Origin of the sequence: Microcoleus sp. FACHB-1515 (genome assembly GCF_014696105.1) — a bacterium.
GTDB lineage: Bacteria > Cyanobacteriota > Cyanobacteriia > Elainellales > Elainellaceae > JAAUTJ01.
Genome location: NZ_JACJPO010000056.1, coordinates 113,131 through 130,084, shown reverse-complemented (window position 1 = coordinate 130,084; position 16,954 = coordinate 113,131). Strand labels below are relative to the sequence as shown.

General features: G+C 52.8%; 17 protein-coding genes. 11 read left to right on the top strand and 6 right to left on the bottom strand.

Annotation, left to right across the window (positions count from 1 at the left end):
- The first annotated feature begins 5 nt into the window (after positions 1-5).
- From H6F67_RS19200 to H6F67_RS19180, 4 genes are all read left to right on the top strand, one after another.
- The gene (locus tag H6F67_RS19200; RefSeq protein ID WP_190768234.1) at positions 6-635 is read left to right on the top strand and encodes a heme-copper oxidase subunit III; all 630 of its coding nucleotides are present in this window, start codon (positions 6-8) and stop codon (positions 633-635) included.
- Between the two features lie 97 nt (positions 636-732).
- Positions 733-1,332, top strand: coding sequence for a hypothetical protein (locus H6F67_RS19195; RefSeq protein ID WP_190768233.1), 600 nt, complete (start codon positions 733-735; stop codon positions 1,330-1,332).
- Between the two features lie 3 nt (positions 1,333-1,335).
- The gene (locus H6F67_RS19190) at positions 1,336-3,111 is read left to right on the top strand and encodes a hypothetical protein (RefSeq protein WP_190768232.1); all 1,776 of its coding nucleotides are present in this window, start codon (positions 1,336-1,338) and stop codon (positions 3,109-3,111) included.
- Between the two features lie 325 nt (positions 3,112-3,436).
- Complete coding sequence (locus H6F67_RS19180; RefSeq protein ID WP_190768230.1) at positions 3,437-4,510, top strand: NYN domain-containing protein; 1,074 nt, start codon at positions 3,437-3,439, stop codon at positions 4,508-4,510.
- On the opposite strand, the gene H6F67_RS28380 is transcribed toward H6F67_RS19180, so the two are convergent.
- Positions 4,482-4,814, bottom strand: coding sequence for a hypothetical protein (locus H6F67_RS28380; RefSeq protein WP_313926865.1), 333 nt, complete (start codon positions 4,812-4,814; stop codon positions 4,482-4,484). The two genes, H6F67_RS19180 and H6F67_RS28380, sit on opposite strands and share 29 nt — an antisense overlap.
- 9 nt (positions 4,815-4,823) lie before the next feature.
- Here H6F67_RS28380 and H6F67_RS19170 point away from each other — a divergent pair, with 9 nt between their 5' ends.
- A complete protein-coding gene (locus H6F67_RS19170; RefSeq protein WP_190768229.1) occupies positions 4,824-5,090 on the top strand; it encodes a helix-turn-helix transcriptional regulator in 267 nt (88 codons plus the stop codon).
- Positions 5,091-5,177: 87 nt separating this feature from the next.
- Here H6F67_RS19170 and H6F67_RS19165 read toward each other — a convergent pair whose 3' ends face one another.
- Positions 5,178-5,486, bottom strand: a complete 309-nt coding sequence (locus tag H6F67_RS19165; RefSeq protein WP_313926864.1) for a thioredoxin family protein — start codon at positions 5,484-5,486, stop codon at positions 5,178-5,180.
- A gap of 223 nt (positions 5,487-5,709) precedes the next feature.
- Positions 5,710-6,840: an AI-2E family transporter gene (locus tag H6F67_RS19160; protein WP_190768227.1), complete on the bottom strand. Its 1,131-nt coding sequence runs from the start codon at positions 6,838-6,840 to the stop codon at positions 5,710-5,712.
- Between the two features lie 169 nt (positions 6,841-7,009).
- On the opposite strand from H6F67_RS19160, the gene H6F67_RS19155 reads away from it, so the two are divergent.
- Positions 7,010-8,524 carry a YcjF family protein gene (locus H6F67_RS19155; RefSeq protein ID WP_190768226.1) on the top strand — a complete coding sequence of 505 codons (1,515 nt, stop codon included), beginning with the start codon at positions 7,010-7,012 and terminating at the stop codon, positions 8,522-8,524.
- Here the strand turns inward: H6F67_RS19155 and H6F67_RS19150 are convergent.
- Positions 8,517-8,741 (bottom strand): hypothetical protein, encoded by a 225-nt coding sequence (locus tag H6F67_RS19150; protein WP_190768225.1) that lies wholly within the window; start codon positions 8,739-8,741, stop codon positions 8,517-8,519. The genes H6F67_RS19155 and H6F67_RS19150 overlap by 8 nt on opposite strands.
- Entirely contained in the window at positions 8,738-10,507 is a 1,770-nt protein-coding gene (locus H6F67_RS19145; RefSeq protein WP_190768224.1) for a S8 family peptidase, read from the bottom strand. The genes H6F67_RS19150 and H6F67_RS19145 overlap by 4 nt, the downstream gene beginning before the upstream one ends.
- Before the next feature lie 380 nt (positions 10,508-10,887).
- On the opposite strand from H6F67_RS19145, the gene H6F67_RS19140 reads away from it, so the two are divergent.
- The 5 genes from H6F67_RS19140 to H6F67_RS19120 all read left to right on the top strand — a co-directional run bounded on the left by H6F67_RS19140 (position 10,888) and on the right by H6F67_RS19120 (position 15,707).
- Positions 10,888-11,331 carry a hypothetical protein gene (locus H6F67_RS19140; RefSeq protein WP_190768223.1) on the top strand — a complete coding sequence of 148 codons (444 nt, stop codon included), beginning with the start codon at positions 10,888-10,890 and terminating at the stop codon, positions 11,329-11,331.
- A gap of 7 nt (positions 11,332-11,338) precedes the next feature.
- Positions 11,339-12,178 (top strand): cell division protein FtsQ/DivIB, encoded by an 840-nt coding sequence (locus H6F67_RS19135; protein WP_190768222.1) that lies wholly within the window; start codon positions 11,339-11,341, stop codon positions 12,176-12,178.
- 244 nt (positions 12,179-12,422) lie between these two features.
- Complete coding sequence (gene ftsZ / locus H6F67_RS19130; RefSeq protein ID WP_396798461.1) at positions 12,423-13,616, top strand: cell division protein FtsZ; 1,194 nt, start codon at positions 12,423-12,425, stop codon at positions 13,614-13,616.
- A gap of 98 nt (positions 13,617-13,714) precedes the next feature.
- On the top strand, positions 13,715-14,251 hold the full coding sequence (locus H6F67_RS19125; RefSeq protein ID WP_190768220.1) for a gamma-glutamylcyclotransferase: 537 nt from the start codon (positions 13,715-13,717) through the stop codon (positions 14,249-14,251).
- A 79-nt stretch (positions 14,252-14,330) separates the two neighbouring features.
- Positions 14,331-15,707 (top strand): tetratricopeptide repeat protein, encoded by a 1,377-nt coding sequence (locus tag H6F67_RS19120; RefSeq protein ID WP_190768219.1) that lies wholly within the window; start codon positions 14,331-14,333, stop codon positions 15,705-15,707.
- Here the strand turns inward: H6F67_RS19120 and H6F67_RS19115 are convergent.
- The gene (locus H6F67_RS19115) at positions 15,695-16,759 is read right to left on the bottom strand and encodes a TrkA family potassium uptake protein (protein WP_190768218.1); all 1,065 of its coding nucleotides are present in this window, start codon (positions 16,757-16,759) and stop codon (positions 15,695-15,697) included. The genes H6F67_RS19120 and H6F67_RS19115 overlap by 13 nt on opposite strands.
- Positions 16,760-16,954 lie beyond the last annotated feature (195 nt).

Below are 16,954 nucleotides of genomic sequence, written 5' to 3'. Positions count from 1 at the left end.
CGCTTATGCAAGGCTCCACGATCGATCCCGCTAAAACAGCGCTCAACCACCATCACGCCGCCGAAGCTGCCGCCGCGCATCACGAAGAACACCCGGATCACCGCATCTTCGGGCTGCTCGTCTTCCTCGGCGCAGAAAGCATGATCTTCGCCGGACTGTTTATTGCCTACCTTACCTTCCGGCTCGTTTCCCCGGAATGGCCGCCCGCAGGTACGCCCCGCTTGGAACTGCTGCTTCCGGGGATCAACACCGCAATTTTGATCGCCAGCAGCTTTGTGATTCACAAAGGCGATACTGCCGTCAAGAAGAACGACATGCGAGGCTTGCGGATCTGGTTCTCGGCCACGATCGTCATGGGCACGATTTTCCTGCTCGGCCAGCTTTACGAATACAGCAACCTCGAATTCAGCCTCAGAACGAATTTGTTTGCCAGCACGTTCTATGTGCTAACGGGCTTTCACGGGCTGCATGTCTTCCTCGGTCTGTGTTTGATGCTCGCGGTTCTATGGCGAACCCGCAAGGCCGATCACTACTCCAGCGAACACCACTTCGGCGTCGAAGCAACGGAAATTTACTGGCACTTTGTAGACGTGGTGTGGATCATTCTGTTTGGAATGCTGTATCTGCTGCATTAATACAAACAGCTTCAGGCAATTCTTAAGGGGGTGTGGCGATCGCTGCACCCCTTGCTACTTTCTGATATGAAAAGCTACAACTAATCAGGAGGCTAATATGGCTGAACTTACGACGGAACAAATGCTCTATCTGCTCTATGCCGATTCTTACTCGGAGAGGGGTACAGTAACGAAAGGCACTGTAAAATCTCATCTACCGAGTGAATGGCAGAAGCAAGCACAGGAGATCTGTACTGCTTTACAAACTCAGGAATTAATTTTGCAAGTAGATAAGGAAGGGAAACCGACAAAAAGAGAAGGACGTTTTTCCGTCACACCACAGGGAAAAAAAGCGCTTGCTAGCAGTCTTGCTGTGACTACTTATCAGTTTGATTCTTCCAAAGGTCAAAAAGTGCTGAATACCTTGCTAGCCTGCATCAAAGAAACTTCTCAAGATTCCCCCGCTTCTAAATCTCAACAGGAAATGTCATTTGCCGAGTTTGAGCAGAAGTTTAAGCAACTGTATTTTGAGGAGCGAAAGCGCCAAGAGCTTCGAGGTGTTGTTGCAATTCACAGCAAAGAGCTTTGCCAGAAATTTATGGATGCAACCTCTATTTCTGAAGAAAAACTGATCCAAAACTTTGAACTGCTCAAATCAAACGGCAAGATTTTCTCCGTGATTGAGAAAGATAACGAACTGATTCAATGGGTAGAATAAACCATGCCTGAAGACGCAGGAAAGAAAAAATTTATCAAAGACTTTCTTCAACGGGTAAAAGCGGGAGAAGGTTTAATCGAAGACATCTGGATTGAACGTACTATCAGAGCGCCAGGATCAGACGGCGAGGGGTCAACAGCGCAGAGCTTGTCTAGAAGAAGGATAAGCAACTTGACCGAGTTGTTGGAAGACGATCTTAGGCATAGCTTTGATGAGGGGTATTTCACCTTTAGATTTGTTGCTGCTTTAGTTGGCAGCGGAAAAACTTCTTTGCTCACCTATCTGCATGGGCTAACTAAAACGAAATCGGCTTATCAAAGATTTTCCGTTGTTAACCGTTTTCAACTTTCTGATCTACTGATGACTGGTGGTAATCAAAGCTTTAGTGTGAAACTGTACAGTTATGTGCTAGCTCAAACTTTTTGGGAGTTGTTGCACAGTTCAGAATCAGAAGTTCAAAAAACAGCAAAAAGCATATTGAGCGATTATTTGGAGCAAGCAGAGGTTCATCAGCTCGTAGGAATGAGCAAATTTCCACCCTTCTTATCTAAATTCAGCAACTACTTTGGCAAAAGTCAAGTTGTTTTTGAAGACTTTTTCTTTGAGACGATCGAGGAGATTCATAAGGTAGAGCCTCGGTTCACTTTTGCATATTTAATCGACGAACTGGATTCGTTACAGAACTTCCCCAGCCAGCTTCAGGAGACGAGATCCTTAGTCACAGCTTTAGTTAAGAGGGTAGCGCAAGAATTTAACTCGAAAATTCGTCTCCTCATCTATTTAGTAGGAACATCAGAGAATGTAGGCAGCTTTATTGCTGAAGGCTCAGTCATTGAAAGTCTTGTTGGTCATCAAGTTATAAACTTGAATAAAGGATACGGTAACGAGTTTGGAATGATTAAGAATAAAATCGATGACCGTATAGAAAAAGCGTTTGGAGGATACAAAAACTTTGATGTTGCTTGGCAAGAAATTCAGAGCATACCGTTGAATCCTGCTCAGAATTTAAGGAAATTTTGTCAAGCTCATGCATCAGCGGTACTTGAGATATACGAAAGATATTTCACGGAAGAGCCAGAAAAGAGCTTTGAGGGTAATGCCCGCGATCTAGTGAAAGCGCAGTGTGAACAGCACTGGAAGGATTATTTGAACAAAAGCTCATACAGCTTATCTGATGTTTCGACTACAACCATACTTTCAGGTCATGCTTTCGATTGTTTTGTGGAACTGAAACACAATAATTCTACTGTCGCTAGATGTTTTGGCGAAGCTAAAAACTATGAGCTTTTGAGCGGTCACTTGGAGACATTCGATCGATGGCTACAAGATGTAAGCTTCAAACCTTCAACTGATGGTAAAACTCCACCCGACCTTGCTTTTATGATTGCCCCATCTTGCCCTTCTCTTTTACAGCGAAAGCTGGAGCTTAAAGGAATAAAGTTTCTACAATCGGATAAAGTCGTTGATAAGAATAAGAAATCGAGTGAAGGCATAGAGGAAGAGAGCGAAAGCACTCAGCCAACCAGTCAAACAGTGAATTTGTGTATTGGCATTAACAGCGCTGATTCTACTAACATTAACAGTGCTGATAAAGATGCTTTGATCATTGCCTTCAAAGGAACGGGTGTGAAGAAAACAACCCTTGATAGGTTGATAAAAGAGAGACCCTTTAAAGATTTGGATGATTTAGCAGCTAGGCTAAATTTTACTTCTGTGAAAGTTAAAGCAGTTCTTAGAAAGAAGGTAAGAGAAGGCCAGATCTCCTTTTTAGAGAATTAAGCCTGTAACATACGAAACACATCCGCTCGCCCCGCTCCCAATTGGATATAGTAGGCTACTGGCGGAGGCGTGATCGCATGGCAGTTCGAGTCGGTTTGGTTGGCGAATGCTCTGGTGAGCATGAAGTGTCGATGCGATCGCCACACCCTTTTTGAATGCTTATCCGCAGTCTTGAAGCCGAAAAACTAGCGCGATCGCAATTCTGCTGATGACCGTAGCGTTCAGCCAAGATGCAAGCGCTGGTGGCGTTGCGAATTTGAGTAGCCAAGGTGTACGAATTTGTGATATTACATTAAAAATTTAGTTGTTTGGAATATTAAAATTTGTGTCTAGATTGCCGCGATCGAACCTGCCTTCCCCTAAGCCATCCGAGCGATTTGAAAAAATTAGTCTGATGGTCTACGAAACCCTTGTTTCAATTCAGCAGCAGCAGCCCGAATGGATCGTCGAACGACATCGCCAGTCGCCTCTGTCACAGTGCAAAATCATGTTTGTTTGTCAGCTTCAAGACCTCCTGGAGCAGATGCATCGTTGCGCTTCGATCGCCGCGATGCTCAAGCAATTTTTGCAGCAAATTTGCACCGATGGCTTCTTTCAATCTGTTCGCTACGGCGATTTATTGAAGCAAATTGACCAGGAATTTTTCTCACGTTCTGACGATCGCCTGCTCCAGTTAGAGCCGATCGCAATTCTGCTGCTGGACGTTGAAAATATTCGCCTTGAGCAGCTGGAAGAACAAGCACTGAGCAGCTTTTCAACCTATCCAATTCGAGTAAAAGTTGCGGTTGCCAATTGGCGCGGATTGGGCAAGCAGGATATTGACCTGCACGATCGCGGCTATCAAATGATCCACGTGCCGTCTGGAAAAAATGCTGCCGATATTCAAATGACGGCGATCGGATCTTCGCTGTTTCTGCAATATCCGCACGCCAAAGAAGTATTTGTTTGCTCCAACGATGGGCATTTGATTATGCTTTGTAATCTACTACAATCGCAGGGTTGGAAAGTGCATGGGGTGGGACGATTCGGCCATCAGTTTCGGCTGACGGACTGGACAACAGGCAGAATTCAACTGTTTGAATTAGGTGCAGGTAAGTTTGATCCGCATGATGAACTGGAGCAACGATTGGCGAAGCTGCTAGTCGCATTGACGGCGCATAAACCGGGCAGTTCAGTTAGTGTGGGAGCACTCGCGAGCCATTTCCAAAAGCACTATGGCTTTGGTGTAACGGAAATTATGCGATCGTGGAAACTCGGTTCACACTTTCCCAAATTCTTGCGATCGTGCGAAATGTTTCGCGTCATGAGCATCGATTCCGACTGTCATGTGGCGATTCATCCACTGGTGACTGCCAGCGAATTAAGACCCTCTATTTTCGATCGCGTTGCTCCGGTTTGAGGCCATCGTTGAGATCAAAAACGATCGCCACGTTTGCATCCGGTAAAAGCCGCCGAAACGCCTGCAAATGTCCGTCTGTATCCCTTCGATTGGCAAATCGAGCGATTGTAATGCGCTGCATATCCGGCAAAAATCGAACGACTGCCCAGTAGTGTAAGCGATCGCGATAGGTCATAATGTGGGTTGTCTCCATTGCAATTTGAAGCCAGAGCCAGCCTTGCACTTCCGACGGTTCGGGCTGGCTTCTGACTTTAATTAGGTGGTAGAAGTTCAGTTTTCTGAACAGATATGTGTGATGAATCATTAACAAAAGATGGGAAAGGCAGGTAGGGCGCTCCGTGAAGTGATGCAGCAGTACGGAATTAATCAAAACAAACTTGCTACAACAATGGGCGTTGGATGCTCTAAAATTCACTATTGGTTCAATGAAACACAAGATCCTGTTGCTGAGTCAGTAGCGGATATTGTTGTTGCTTTAGAAAAAATTAATCGACAAGCAGCAAGAGATTTTGTCAGGTTGTATCTGAGTGATATTACATTTGAGGAAGACGATCGCTCTGATGAAGAATCAACCGATTAGTTGTTTATTGCAGTAAAAAACCAGGAAGTTAATTTCCTGGCTTTTAGCGTCAGTTCAGATTGAATTGAGCGATCGAGATTCAATTCATTAATTGGCTGGAACCTGATCAATCAGTTCTTGCAGGCGCGATCGAAATTCGCCTTTCGGATGTGCGCCTTTTACTTCTCCGACGATCTTAAATTCTGCTTCCGGCGATTTGCAGATCAAATAGGTCGGCCAGCCCATTTCCGCCTTATCAGGATATTGCGCCAACAGGATTTTGCGGTATTTGCGGTAGGTCGCTGTGTCCTGCATCTTCACATCGACAAATTCCAACCCCAACTCCTGCGCCACCTTTTGGTCGTAAAACGACATTTTGTGACAAAGGCCGCAGTCTTCCGAAGAAAATTTAATCACAGCAAGGCTCATAGACGCTCCAAAAAATTTCACCTCTTTCGAGCCTGTCAAGAAATCTTCACATCGACAACTGAACTTAGCAAATCGCTACAAATCGCTCGACGGCACTTCGACTCGGCTCGATCGTCATTTTCTGAATGCAAATAGTGAAGAGTTGCGGAACCATATCAGCCTGATTTTAGTTAGTTTGATTCAGACTGTAATTGCGGGTAATGGCGTCACTTTAGCGATCGATTTGTCCCACAGGCATTCCTTCCGAAGGTTTGCCCACCAGCAGCGGCTCTTGCGATTCTGCCATTTCTTTCGGTTCCAAATAAAGATTTTCCAGCAGCAAAGCGGCTCCCCCCACCAGCGGCGGAGCCAGCAGCGCCCCAAAAATTCCCAAGACTTCGGTTCCGCCCAAAACGGCCAGCAGCAAATAGAGCGGATGCAGGCCAACCGAGGAGCCGATCACAACCGGAGCGAGAATATATGCTTCCAAATTTTGAATAATCACAAACAGGAGAAACACCCACAGCAGCGTCCACCAGCCATAAGAAAGCGCCACGACCAGCGAGGGAATTGCGCCCAAAATCGGGCCCACGAACGGAATGAAGTTTGCCACGCCTGCGATCGCGCCCAAGCCCAAAGCGACATCTGACAAGCCCAACACGCTCATGCCGATCGTCGCAGCCACGCCCAAAATCGTTGAAACGATGATGCGACCGCGAATGTAGGAACCGATGCGAGCGCTGACCGGACCAATTTGCGTTTCCAGACGGCGATCCCAAGGACGCGGTAAGACGCGCACCGCGCCGCGAATTAAATTTTTGCTGTCGGCCACCATGTAGCCCGAAACAAACAGCGACAGAATCACGTTGATGATGCTGCCGACAAAGCCTGTCGTGAGCGAATAGGAGCGGGCGATCGCCTGCTGGCTCGATCGAATTGCCCAGGCCGTGATGCTTTGGATATCAAACAGCTTTTCGACCTGGCTGACGAGTTCCGGGCGACTGTCGTTGATGCTCAATACCCAGTTTTCCACCAGAACGGTCAGTTCCCGCACATATTCCGGCAGCGATCGAATCAGTTGTTCGATCTGGGTGAAGGCCGCAGGGCCAAATGCAACGGCCAGCCCGACCAGTCCGGCAATCAAGCTGAGATACACCAAAATCACCGTTAGCCAGCGAGGGACGCGAAACCTTTCTGCCCAATCGACGATCGGCGCAATTGCCGAAGCAAGCACGATCGAAATTAGCAACAACACGATTAAGCTGCGGATTTGCCACAGCACCACGATCGATAAAATCGTTGCCAGCACCACCAAGATGCTTGACAAAGAAAAGCTGATCCGCCTTTCGGGTACGCTGCTCACCGTTTCTCTCCCTGCAATTGCTGTTTACATTCTGACAGATGGGCTGCGCTGTATTCCTCATTCTCTAGGGGTGTGGGGATCAGGTGTCAGGAAGTCTGTTCCGGCAGGCCGCGATCGGGCGTCGAGGATGGAAGGATTAAGATGAAAGGCATTACTGGACGTTGCGGCCATGTTGCGATCGCGGATCTGGATTTTAGTTGTTGGGATTGTCCTGACTTTAGGCTTGGTGGCTTGGCTGCTGGATGCAGTGAATCGACTGTATTCAAGCATCGCCTTTAGTTCGCCGCTGTTGGCGAATTTGCTGCTGCTGGTGGTGATTGTTTTGCTGGTCGCGCTGGTAGGTGCGATCGCCTATTACGGCTATCTTTTCTTGCGTCCGCCGAGCCGCACGGCAAGAGCGATCCCGCAAGCTCCGGTCGAAAAAACCACTGCGGCAGAAGAAACCCTGAAAGCGGTACGGCAGCAGGTTGAGCAGATTCAAGATGAAGTGGCGCGGCAAGCTTTGTTTGAGCAGTCGCGGCTGATTGAAGAGAATCTGGCGAAGCGCGAAATTCATCTGGTTGTGTTTGGCGTCGGGTCGGCGGGCAAAACTTCGATCGTCAACGCCATCCTGGGACAAATTGTCGGGGAAGTCGGCGCACCGATGGGCACAACCGAAGTCGGCAAAACCTACAGCTTTCGGCTGCGCGGCCTCGATCGCGAAATTTGGCTTACCGATACTCCGGGCATCCTGGAAGCGGGTGTTCAGGGAACCGGACGCGAACAGTTGGCGCGTAAACTGGCGACCGAAGCGGATTTGCTCTTGTTCGTTTTGGACAACGATTTACGGAAGTCCGAATATGAGCCGCTGCGATCGCTCGTGGAAATCGGCAAGCGATCGATCGTCGTCTTCAACAAAACGGATTTGTACTCGGAAGTCGATCGCGATCGGATTTTCGATCGACTGCGGAATCGTCTCCAGTCGTTTCGCCCCCAGCCGGATCTCGTTGCGGTCGCTGCCAATCCGCGTCCAATGGTGCTGGACAATGGCGATCTGTATCGGCTTGATCCGGATATTCTGCCCCTCCTGCGCCGAATTGCCGCGATTCTGCGGGCGGAAGGGGAAGATTTGGTGGCGGACAATATTTTGTTGCAGTCGCAGCGCTTGGGCGAAGAAGCGCGGCGAATTATTGACGCACAACGACTGCGGCAGGCCGAGGCGATCGTCGATCGCTTTCAGTGGATTGGCGCGGGCGTGATTGCCGTGACGCCGCTTCCGGTCGTGGATTTGCTGGCAACGGCGGCAGTCAACGCCCAAATGGTGGTCGAAATTGGACGGGTTTACGGCTGCGAAATCAATCTCGATCGCGGTAAAGAACTCGCCGTTTCGCTGGCGAAAACCTTGGCGGGACTGGGCATTTTGCGCGGAGCGATCGAGCTATTTTCGATCGCGCTGCAAACCAACGTGGCGACGTTTCTGGCCGGACGAGCGATTCAGGCGGCAACGGCGGCGTATCTAACGCGCATCGCCGGAAGAAGCTTCATCGAGTATTTTCGCCGCGATCAAAATTGGGGCGATGGCGGCATGAGCCAAGTGGTGCAGGAACAGTTTCAACTGAATCGGCGCGACGAGTTTATTCGGGCGTTTGTGCAGGAAGCGATCGCCCGCGTCGTCAAAGTCAGCAGCGATGAGCGGCCTACTTGACCTCGAAGCTTTCCACTTCCAACACTGGCCCAATCATCGCCACTGACATGACATCGTTGCGAACTTGGCCTTTCACCTGCACTTTTTGCCCGTCTTTGAGCAGTTCTTGAGGCGCGTCGTGCATCACCTCGTAGGTTTGGCCGTCGTCTGAATTCAGCGCCCAAGTGCCCGCGCCCAAATTCGACTTTTTCATTGTGCCGCTGACGGTGATGCTCATGCTGTTTCTGCTTTTGCTGCAAGGTAGGCCAGTCCGAAGCACAGCAGGGCGTTCACCAGCAGGAAAGTTTGGGCGATCGCGCCGCTGCCCAGCCACAGAACTGATGGAGCCACCATAGCACTCACAGCCAAGCAAGCAGCCACTCCCAGGGTTGATCCCACTGCAAACCAGCGCCATTGGGAATGTCCCAGCAGCAAGGCGACCAGGATGAACGGAACGATCACGCTGGCGAACAGCGGATTCAGCATCGGACTGGCTTGAATGGCGCTACCCAATTCGGGGATCGAGCTTCCCAGCAGGCGGAACGGAAACTGCGGCAAGTCGTAGCGGTACAGGCCGCGCAAGGGGAACAGTCCAGCACTGCCCATCACCAAGCCGCTGCCTAGCGCGAAGCTCCAGCCAGGAAGGTAGTTCCGCAAAAACCACGCCAGCAGATACGAACCTAACACCATGCCGATCTTGGGCAGCAGGGCAACGACGCCGCCATCGAACCAGAAGCGCAAATTCAGATAGCCGTTTTGACTCAGCCAGCGCCAGAAGTCTTTGAAGGTGATCTGGCCTTTGAGCGCGAGTTTGACAGCGGCATCGGCATCAAGCTGGCCTGCGCCGAAGTAGTTGAGTTCGTCGTCTTTGATCGGGCGGGCGGACTGCTTGAGGATCTGGGCGATCGCCTCCGGTTCCTGCACCCCACTCGCCTTAATTAGCGCGGCCACGCCTGCCACATGTGGAGCCGCCATGCTCGTTCCCTGAAGCGACGTGAAGACGCTTTCGCCCGTTTGGGGATCGATCGTGTTTTGCAAAATGCCGTCTGCCTCAGTTGTGCCGCCGCCGCCCGGAGCGGCAATGTCCACGCCCGCGCCGTAGTTGGAATACTCGGCTTTTTGTCCGGCGGGGTCGAGCGCGGAAACGGCGATTACGTTGGGGTAGCGGGCGGGATAGGCGGCGGCGTTGCTGTTGGCGTTTCCGGCTGCGGCCACGATCACGACGCCTTTGCTGTGGGCATAGTCGATCGCTTCGCGCATCAGATCGGTGTCGCCGCCGCCGCCCAAGCTCATGTTGATCACGTCCGCGCCGTGATCGGCGGCAAATCGAATCGCTTCAGCAATGTCAGCTACCGTGCCGCCGCCGCCTGCACCCAGAACTTTCAGGGGCATGAGCGCGGCTTCGTAGGCGATCCCCGCGACGCCGAATTCGTTGTTGGTGGATTGGGCGATCGTGCCTGCGACATGCGTTCCGTGTCCGTTGTCGTCGGTGGCGTCTTCGCGATCGCTCACGAAATCATAGCCTGCGACAATTTTGGTGTTTTCCAGGTCGGGGACGGGGCTGATCCCGGTGTCGATCACGGCGACTGTGACGCCTTGTCCGTGTGTTTCATTCCAGGCGGATTCTACGTTGATGCTGCGGAGGTTCCACTGTTTGGCGTAGTCGGGATCGTTGGGAATGTCGTCTTTTGTCCAGATGTAGTTGGGTTCGATCGCTTCGGTGTATTGCTTCAGGTTCGATCGCCGCAGTGCTCTCAGCAGGGATTCGTCACCTGGAACAATATACAGATGATCGCTTTGGGAAAAGATGCTGTTGGGATAAATCAATTTGCCGAACTGATCTGAAATTGCTTGAACTTCGGCGGCAATTTGGTCGGCGGGAATGTCTTCGCGAAAGTCGATCGCGATCGAGTCATAGTTGCCTTTTGCTGCCATGCCGGGGAAGCTCAGCAGTGCCCAGAGAATCGGGGCGAGGAATAGTCCAGTCCACAACAGCTTTTTCATCGCTTCATCTGTCTTCAGAAGTGACTTCTACCTTAACTTAGCTGCATGGATGAGCAGGGAAATTTGTAGTTGATTGTTACAGGATTGTTCAGCGGAAATGGAGTGAATCACCTGTTGGATTACTTTTGGTTTCCGAGCCAGTGGAGGCTAGGGGTTTCACCCCTCCTCCACACCTCCAACCCCAGCAGGGAGATTGCATTTCCCTGCACCCTACGCAAGGGCATATCTGCTTACCCGATGGTGGCGCTTCGCATCTGCTTTCCCGCCGCGTCTCCCGTTTCCGAACCTCCTACCTTCTGCTGTTCTGCCTTTTGCCGACATCCGACACCCGATCGCCCCTCTCCTGCTACCGTTAAATCTGATGCACCAAAATCGATCGCATGACTAGAGGTTTAATCTGGTTGCCGCTGCTGGCGTTGTTTTTCTGGCTGGCTTGGGCGGGGTGGAATGAGTATCAAAAAGTGCAGGTGTATCGCGGCTGGGCGGAGCAGTTCGATCGCGCCAAGTACGATATTCTGGCGGTTTTGGGACAGAAAGGGGACGCTTTGACTTGGGGCAAGCCGACGCGCCAGGGGATGATCGAGTTGCAAAGTTTTTCGCTGGGGCGGGTGCAATCGATCGAGCTGCTGGCGGACGATCGATCGGTTGATCTGAGTGCGGAAACGCTGCCTCGCGCTCAACGGGCGGCTTTGGCGTTTCGGTTTGAGAGTGGGGATCAACCGATTCAAGTGCCGTTTACGGATTTGGGTTTGGCGCAGGAGTGGGGAAAGATGCTGCGATCGCAGCTTCCTCGGTTACAATCTGAACCCAACGAAACCATGTGATCGATCGATGCCTTTTGCAGATGTGTCTCGCGCTGAATTGACTGAACGACGGCGAAAACTGCGCCGCCAGCGCAAAGTACGGATTATGCAGGCGAGCTGGCGCTTGCTGTTTGTGTTGGGAGTTGCCAGCGGTTCGGTGTGGGTGATGTCGCTGCCTGCTTGGGTGGTGCGTCAGCCGCAGCAGGTTGAGGTGCAGGGCAATCAACTTTTGTCTACGGCCACTGTGCAAAAGCTGCTGCCGATCGCCTATCCGCAGTCGCTTTGGCAAATTCAGCCGGAAGCGATCGCCCAAGAGCTTCAGCAGCAAGCACCGATCGCGCAGGCGACCGTTTCGCGGCAGTTGTTTCCGCCTCGGCTGAAGGTGCAAATTCAAGAGCGCACTCCGGTCGCGATCGCGGTTGCTGCGGACAACACAACCAGTTTGCTGGATGCGGAAGGGCAGGCGATTCCGTTGCAAACTTTTCAGCGGCTTAATCAGTCGATCGCGCTGCCATCTTTGAAGGTGCTGGGAATGCAAGAGCAGTATCGCAGCCAGTGGACGACGCTCTATCAGGCGATCAGCAGCAGTCCCGTGAAAATTTCGGAGATCGACTGGCGGCAACCAACGAATTTAATTCTAAAAACTGAATTGGGAAGCGCTCATCTGGGCGCTTTGAGTCCACGATTAAATCAACAGCTTCGATCGCTCGATCGAATGCGGCAAATTGGCAGCAATGTCAATCCGACGCAGATTGCCTACATTGATTTGCGTAGCCCGGATTCGCCGCTGGTGCAGTTGGTGCAGGACAGCCGCACGGTGCAAGATGGCCGCACTGAGCCGAGTTCTGCTGACGACCCAACGCCTTGAGTGCGAAACGACCGTGTAATGAAAGGAAAATTAAAGTTGACAAGGGGTCGATCGCCCGTCAAAATCCACAGATGACTCAGTGCTATGATTGGTTTTTCCAGCGACTTCCTCAATCGTGAACACGCACGATCGGGGAGCGGGTCAAATCGTCAGTCTCAGTGGCTTCTGGCTGCAAGTCCATTGAAATCGCTAGGTATGACCGATGCAGGCTCCCTCAGAAGAACAACCGACTTTTTTACCATCAATGAATGCTTCCAATCCTTTTACAAACTCTGGCATACACTTGGGACAAGTCCGCGACGCCAAAAGCGCGGCAGAAGAATCTAGGAGTGTGGAAGTCGTGCCGAGCAGTGTTGCCAAAATTAAGGTGATTGGGGTCGGGGGTGGTGGCTGCAATGCGGTCAACCGCATGATCGCCAGCGAAGTGTCGGGCATCGAATTTTGGTCGATCAACACCGACGCGCAAGCACTGACGAATGCCGAAGCTTACAATCGCCTGCAAGTCGGCCAAAAGCTGACACGCGGTTTGGGCGCGGGCGGCAATCCGGCGATCGGCCAAAAAGCCGCTGAAGAATCACGTGATGAAATTTCGGCTGCGCTTGAAGATGCCGATTTGGTGTTCATCACGGCAGGCATGGGCGGCGGCACGGGCACAGGCGCGGCTCCGATCGTCGCAGAAGTTGCCAAAGAAGTCGGCGCGTTGACGGTTGGCGTCGTCACCCGTCCGTTTACGTTTGAAGGGCGCAGACGCACCAACCAGGCAGATGAAGGCATCGCCGCGCTGCAAGGCAGCGTTGACACGCTGATCATCATCCCCAACGACAAATTGCTCTCAGTCATTTCCGAGCAAACCCCGGTTCAAGAAGCGTTTCGCGTCGCGGACGACATTCTGCGGCAGGGTGTGCAGGGCATTTCCGACATCATCACGATTCCCGGACTGGTGAACGTGGACTTTGCCGACGTGCGGGCAGTGATGGCCGATGCCGGATCAGCACTGATGGGCATTGGCGTCGGGTCGGGCAAGTCCAGAGCGAGAGAAGCGGCAATGACGGCGATCTCGTCTCCGCTGCTGGAAAGCTCGATCGATGGCGCTCGCGGTGTCGTGTTCAACATCACCGGAGGCAGCGACCTCACACTGCATGAAGTCAACTCAGCAGCCGAAATCATCTACGAGGCCGTTGACCCGAATGCCAACATCATCTTTGGCGCAGTGATTGACGATCGCCTCCAGGGAGAAGTCCGTATCACCGTGATCGCAACGGGATTCAGCCCGGAAGCGCAAACCGCGCCGCCTGCTGCCAGAGTTGCCCCAATTCAGCGATCGGCGCAGCCTCCAGTGCGATCGATCCCGACAGCGGAACCGCGTAAAGACCAGCCTGCCGCCAAACCCGGACTTGATATTCCTGAATTTCTCCAGCGCCGCCGTCCGAATCGCTAATCTACGGTTTTCAGGTCGGAATAGGTGACATTACTTCCCGGTATCTGCTATGATGCTGGGAAATTGTTGTATGCGTTCAAAACATCCGTAAGAAACCTATGGGAGCCTTGTCGAACCTGCATCCGTCGCCCGCTGAAGCTCGATCGATCGCTGAACCGACGTTCTACTATTTCGCTTATGGCTCCTGCATGTGCCCCGTTGATCTGAAGCGATCGCTCGGCGCAGATATGCACCACTACGTGATCGGCGCAGCGCAACTGCAAGGCTATCGCTTAGGCTTCTTCAGTCGATCGCGCTTTCGCGACAGCGGCGTTTTGGATATCGTCAAAGATCCCGGTTCCACCGTTGAAGGCGTTTTATACGAGCTTCCCTGGCGCTTCAGTGAGGCGCTCGACCTGCGCGAATTGGGCTATCACCACGAAACGATCGAAGTAAGTACAGGCAAGCGCACCTACACCAACGTCCGCACCTACACCGTCACCGAAAAGCTTCCCGAAGAACACGCGCCCAACGACTGGTACTTTAACGTTGTCCTGCGCGGCGCGGTCACTTGCGGTTTGCCAGAGCAATATTGCTGGCAACTGTTCGATCACATGCATCGCCTCCAGCGGCAAGCCTGGCAGCGGTGCGCTTAGGCGATTTGCGCTCGACCTGACAGCGATCGCTTTGAATTCGGGTAATTTAAACTCCATGTCACACTGGGAGCCTCCCCCGATGAAATGGGTTGTCACGATCTTGAGCGCGGTTTTGGTTTCGAGCGTTGCCGTCCCTGCGATCGCACAGTCATCGTCCGCGCAGTCGTTGCCCACCGGATTTTCGCAGGGCATCGAAGACATTGAAGATGGCGACTACGAAGATGCGATCGCCGCGTTCGATCGCGCCATCACTGCCGATCCCAGCTTTGCGCCTGCCTATGTGTATCGCGGTTTTGCGCGGACGCTGGCCGACCCGGAAGCAGATGCCGCTGCACTGGAAGATTTCAATCAGGCGATCGCACTCGATCGCAACAACGCCCTTGCCTACTTCCATCGCGGTTTGGTGTACTACGACCAGCGCAATTTTGGTGAGGCTACGGCGGATTTTGAGCAGGCGATCGCCCTGGATGAAAACATGGCTCCTGCCTTGGTGTATCGCGGCATTTTGCGGCAGTCAGCAGGCGATCCAGCAGGGGCAATGGCAGACTTTGAGCGGGCGATCGCCGCACAGCCCGACTACGCTGAAGCCTATTTGCATCGGGGCGCACTGTACGCCGTGCAGGAAAACTTTGATGCCGCCTTTGCCGATTTCGATCGCGCCATTGATCTCAATCCGCAATTAGCCGCTGCGTATGTCGGACGGGGAGCGGCTTTGTATCGGCAGGGCGATCGCGATCTGGCGCGGGAAAATTTCGATCGGGCGATTGAACTCGACGCGGAAAACTCGGATGCCTACTACAATCGCGGCTATCTGCTGGCAACAGTGGGCAATCTGCGGCAGGCACAGCGAGATTTCGATCGCGCCATTGAACTCGATGCCAACAGCGCCAAAGCTTTGCTCGGACGAGCGGCAGTACAGGCCAGCTTAGGAAATGTGAACGGGGCGATCGCGGATTTTTCGCAGGCGATCGCGCTGCAACCGAACCCCGAAGCCTACATTCGGCGGGCGCAACTGCGACAGGCGATCGGCGATTCGGCAGGCGCGATCGCAGACTATTCCGAAGCGATCGCGCTAGAGCCAAATTCCGCCGATGCTTACATTGCACGGGCGAACTTGCTGGCCGCGCAGGGAGACGCGATCGGAGCAACCCAAGATTTCACGCAGGCGATTTCCTTCAATCCCAGCAGCGCCGAAGCGCTGACCGGACGCGCCAATCTCGCCTTGGCGCAGGGCGATCCATCCAGTGCGCTGGCGGATCTTGAGCGGGCGATCGCCATCGATCCGGAAAATGCCGATGCCTATTTCAATCGCGGTCGGCTGCGGGCAAATCAAGGCAATCAAGCAGGTGCGCTAGCCGACTTCAATCTGGCAGCAGAACTGTATTTGCAGGCGGGTCGCGCTGCCGAATATCGCCAGGTGATCCAAGCGGTAACAGCGTTGCGTCAGGCGCGATAGGTCGTGCCGCGATAGGTGCGGTCTTGGCGCTTGAGCGTGTAGTGCTGCGCGAATTTGGGAATGTCGCCTTGGTGTCCCAGCACGATCAGCGTGTCGCCCGTCATCACCAGCGTACTGTGTTCAGGATGCTTAAACGTTGTGCCATCTTCGCGCCGCAGTGCCATGACGATGAAGCCGCCCTTGCCTCGCACCTCGATATCTCCGATCGTGCGGCCAATCAGCGGCGAATCCGGCACGATCGCCAACTCCTCAATCTGAATGTCATACGGCTCCAGCAGCTCGTTGATCGTGCTGCCGCCGTCATTTTGGTCAAGAAAATCCAGTGCAGCAGGATGCGTAATCATGTGTGCCATTCGCAAACCGCCGATCGTCGCAGGCAAAACGACATGATCGGCTCCGGCCAGCCGCAGCTTATTTTCCGTTGAAGGCAGTTCGCCTCTGGCAAGAATGATCAAATTGGTATTTAGTCCGCGAGCCGTCAGCGTAATAAACACATTCGCGGCATCATCCGGCAAAACCGTCGCCAAAAACCGAGCGCGATCGATCCCCGCCGCCTGCAAGATCGTTTCATCTGTCGCGTTGCCGACCAAGGCAAGGTAGCCCATTTCCTCGGCCAGCGTAATGCGATCGGTGCAGCTATCAATGATCACCGCCGCCTCTCGCGATTCCTTGAGTTTTCGCGCCATCACCTGCCCCAAACGGCCAAAACCGCAGATGATCACGTGATCGTGCAGTCGATCGATCTCCATAATTTTGCGTCGATATTTGAGCGCTTGATTGAGTTCCCCTTCCGTCACCAGTTGCAAAAAGCCCCCGATCGTATACGCCACCGACGCATAGCCGCAGACAATCACCAAAATTGTAAAAACACGCAGCGTTGTGGTTTGAATCGGGCGCACCTCGCCAAAGCCGACCCCAAAGATGGTAATCACCACCATGTACACCGATTCGATCGGTGTCCAGCCCGAAATCATGTAGCCCGCAACGGCCACAATCAGCGTGATCGTAAAGAACACGCCTCCAGTAATAATGCGGCGAAACGAAGCAGGCATAGTCAGGCGGGTTTCGGAAGTTGGAGATCAAAAATCGGCTCCAAAGCAATTTCGTTGCGATCGAACGATTGCGCTGGTCTAGGTTTGCCTGGTCTCTGCCGAAATGACAGACAGGAGTGGTTCTATCATCCGCGATCTTTCCGAAAGCTGCTGCCGCAAAACGCACATCCGCCAGGCAAGCAGTCGCCTAAGCGA

Coding starts and splice junctions, on each gene's coding strand:
- H6F67_RS19200 (WP_190768234.1), top strand. CDS start 6: ATGCAAGGCTCCACGATCGATCCCGCTAAAACAGCGCTCAACCACCAT.
- H6F67_RS19195 (WP_190768233.1), top strand. CDS start 733: ATGGCTGAACTTACGACGGAACAAATGCTCTATCTGCTCTATGCCGAT.
- H6F67_RS19190 (WP_190768232.1), top strand. CDS start 1,336: ATGCCTGAAGACGCAGGAAAGAAAAAATTTATCAAAGACTTTCTTCAA.
- H6F67_RS28380 (WP_313926865.1), bottom strand. CDS start 4,814: ATGATTCATCACACATATCTGTTCAGAAAACTGAACTTCTACCACCTA.
- H6F67_RS19170 (WP_190768229.1), top strand. CDS start 4,824: ATGGGAAAGGCAGGTAGGGCGCTCCGTGAAGTGATGCAGCAGTACGGA.
- H6F67_RS19155 (WP_190768226.1), top strand. CDS start 7,010: ATGTTGCGATCGCGGATCTGGATTTTAGTTGTTGGGATTGTCCTGACT.
- H6F67_RS19150 (WP_190768225.1), bottom strand. CDS start 8,741: ATGAGCATCACCGTCAGCGGCACAATGAAAAAGTCGAATTTGGGCGCG.
- H6F67_RS19145 (WP_190768224.1), bottom strand. CDS start 10,507: ATGAAAAAGCTGTTGTGGACTGGACTATTCCTCGCCCCGATTCTCTGG.
- H6F67_RS19140 (WP_190768223.1), top strand. CDS start 10,888: ATGACTAGAGGTTTAATCTGGTTGCCGCTGCTGGCGTTGTTTTTCTGG.
- H6F67_RS19135 (WP_190768222.1), top strand. CDS start 11,339: ATGCCTTTTGCAGATGTGTCTCGCGCTGAATTGACTGAACGACGGCGA.
- ftsZ (WP_396798461.1), top strand. CDS start 12,423: ATGAATGCTTCCAATCCTTTTACAAACTCTGGCATACACTTGGGACAA.
- H6F67_RS19125 (WP_190768220.1), top strand. CDS start 13,715: ATGGGAGCCTTGTCGAACCTGCATCCGTCGCCCGCTGAAGCTCGATCG.
- H6F67_RS19120 (WP_190768219.1), top strand. CDS start 14,331: ATGAAATGGGTTGTCACGATCTTGAGCGCGGTTTTGGTTTCGAGCGTT.
- H6F67_RS19115 (WP_190768218.1), bottom strand. CDS start 16,759: ATGCCTGCTTCGTTTCGCCGCATTATTACTGGAGGCGTGTTCTTTACG.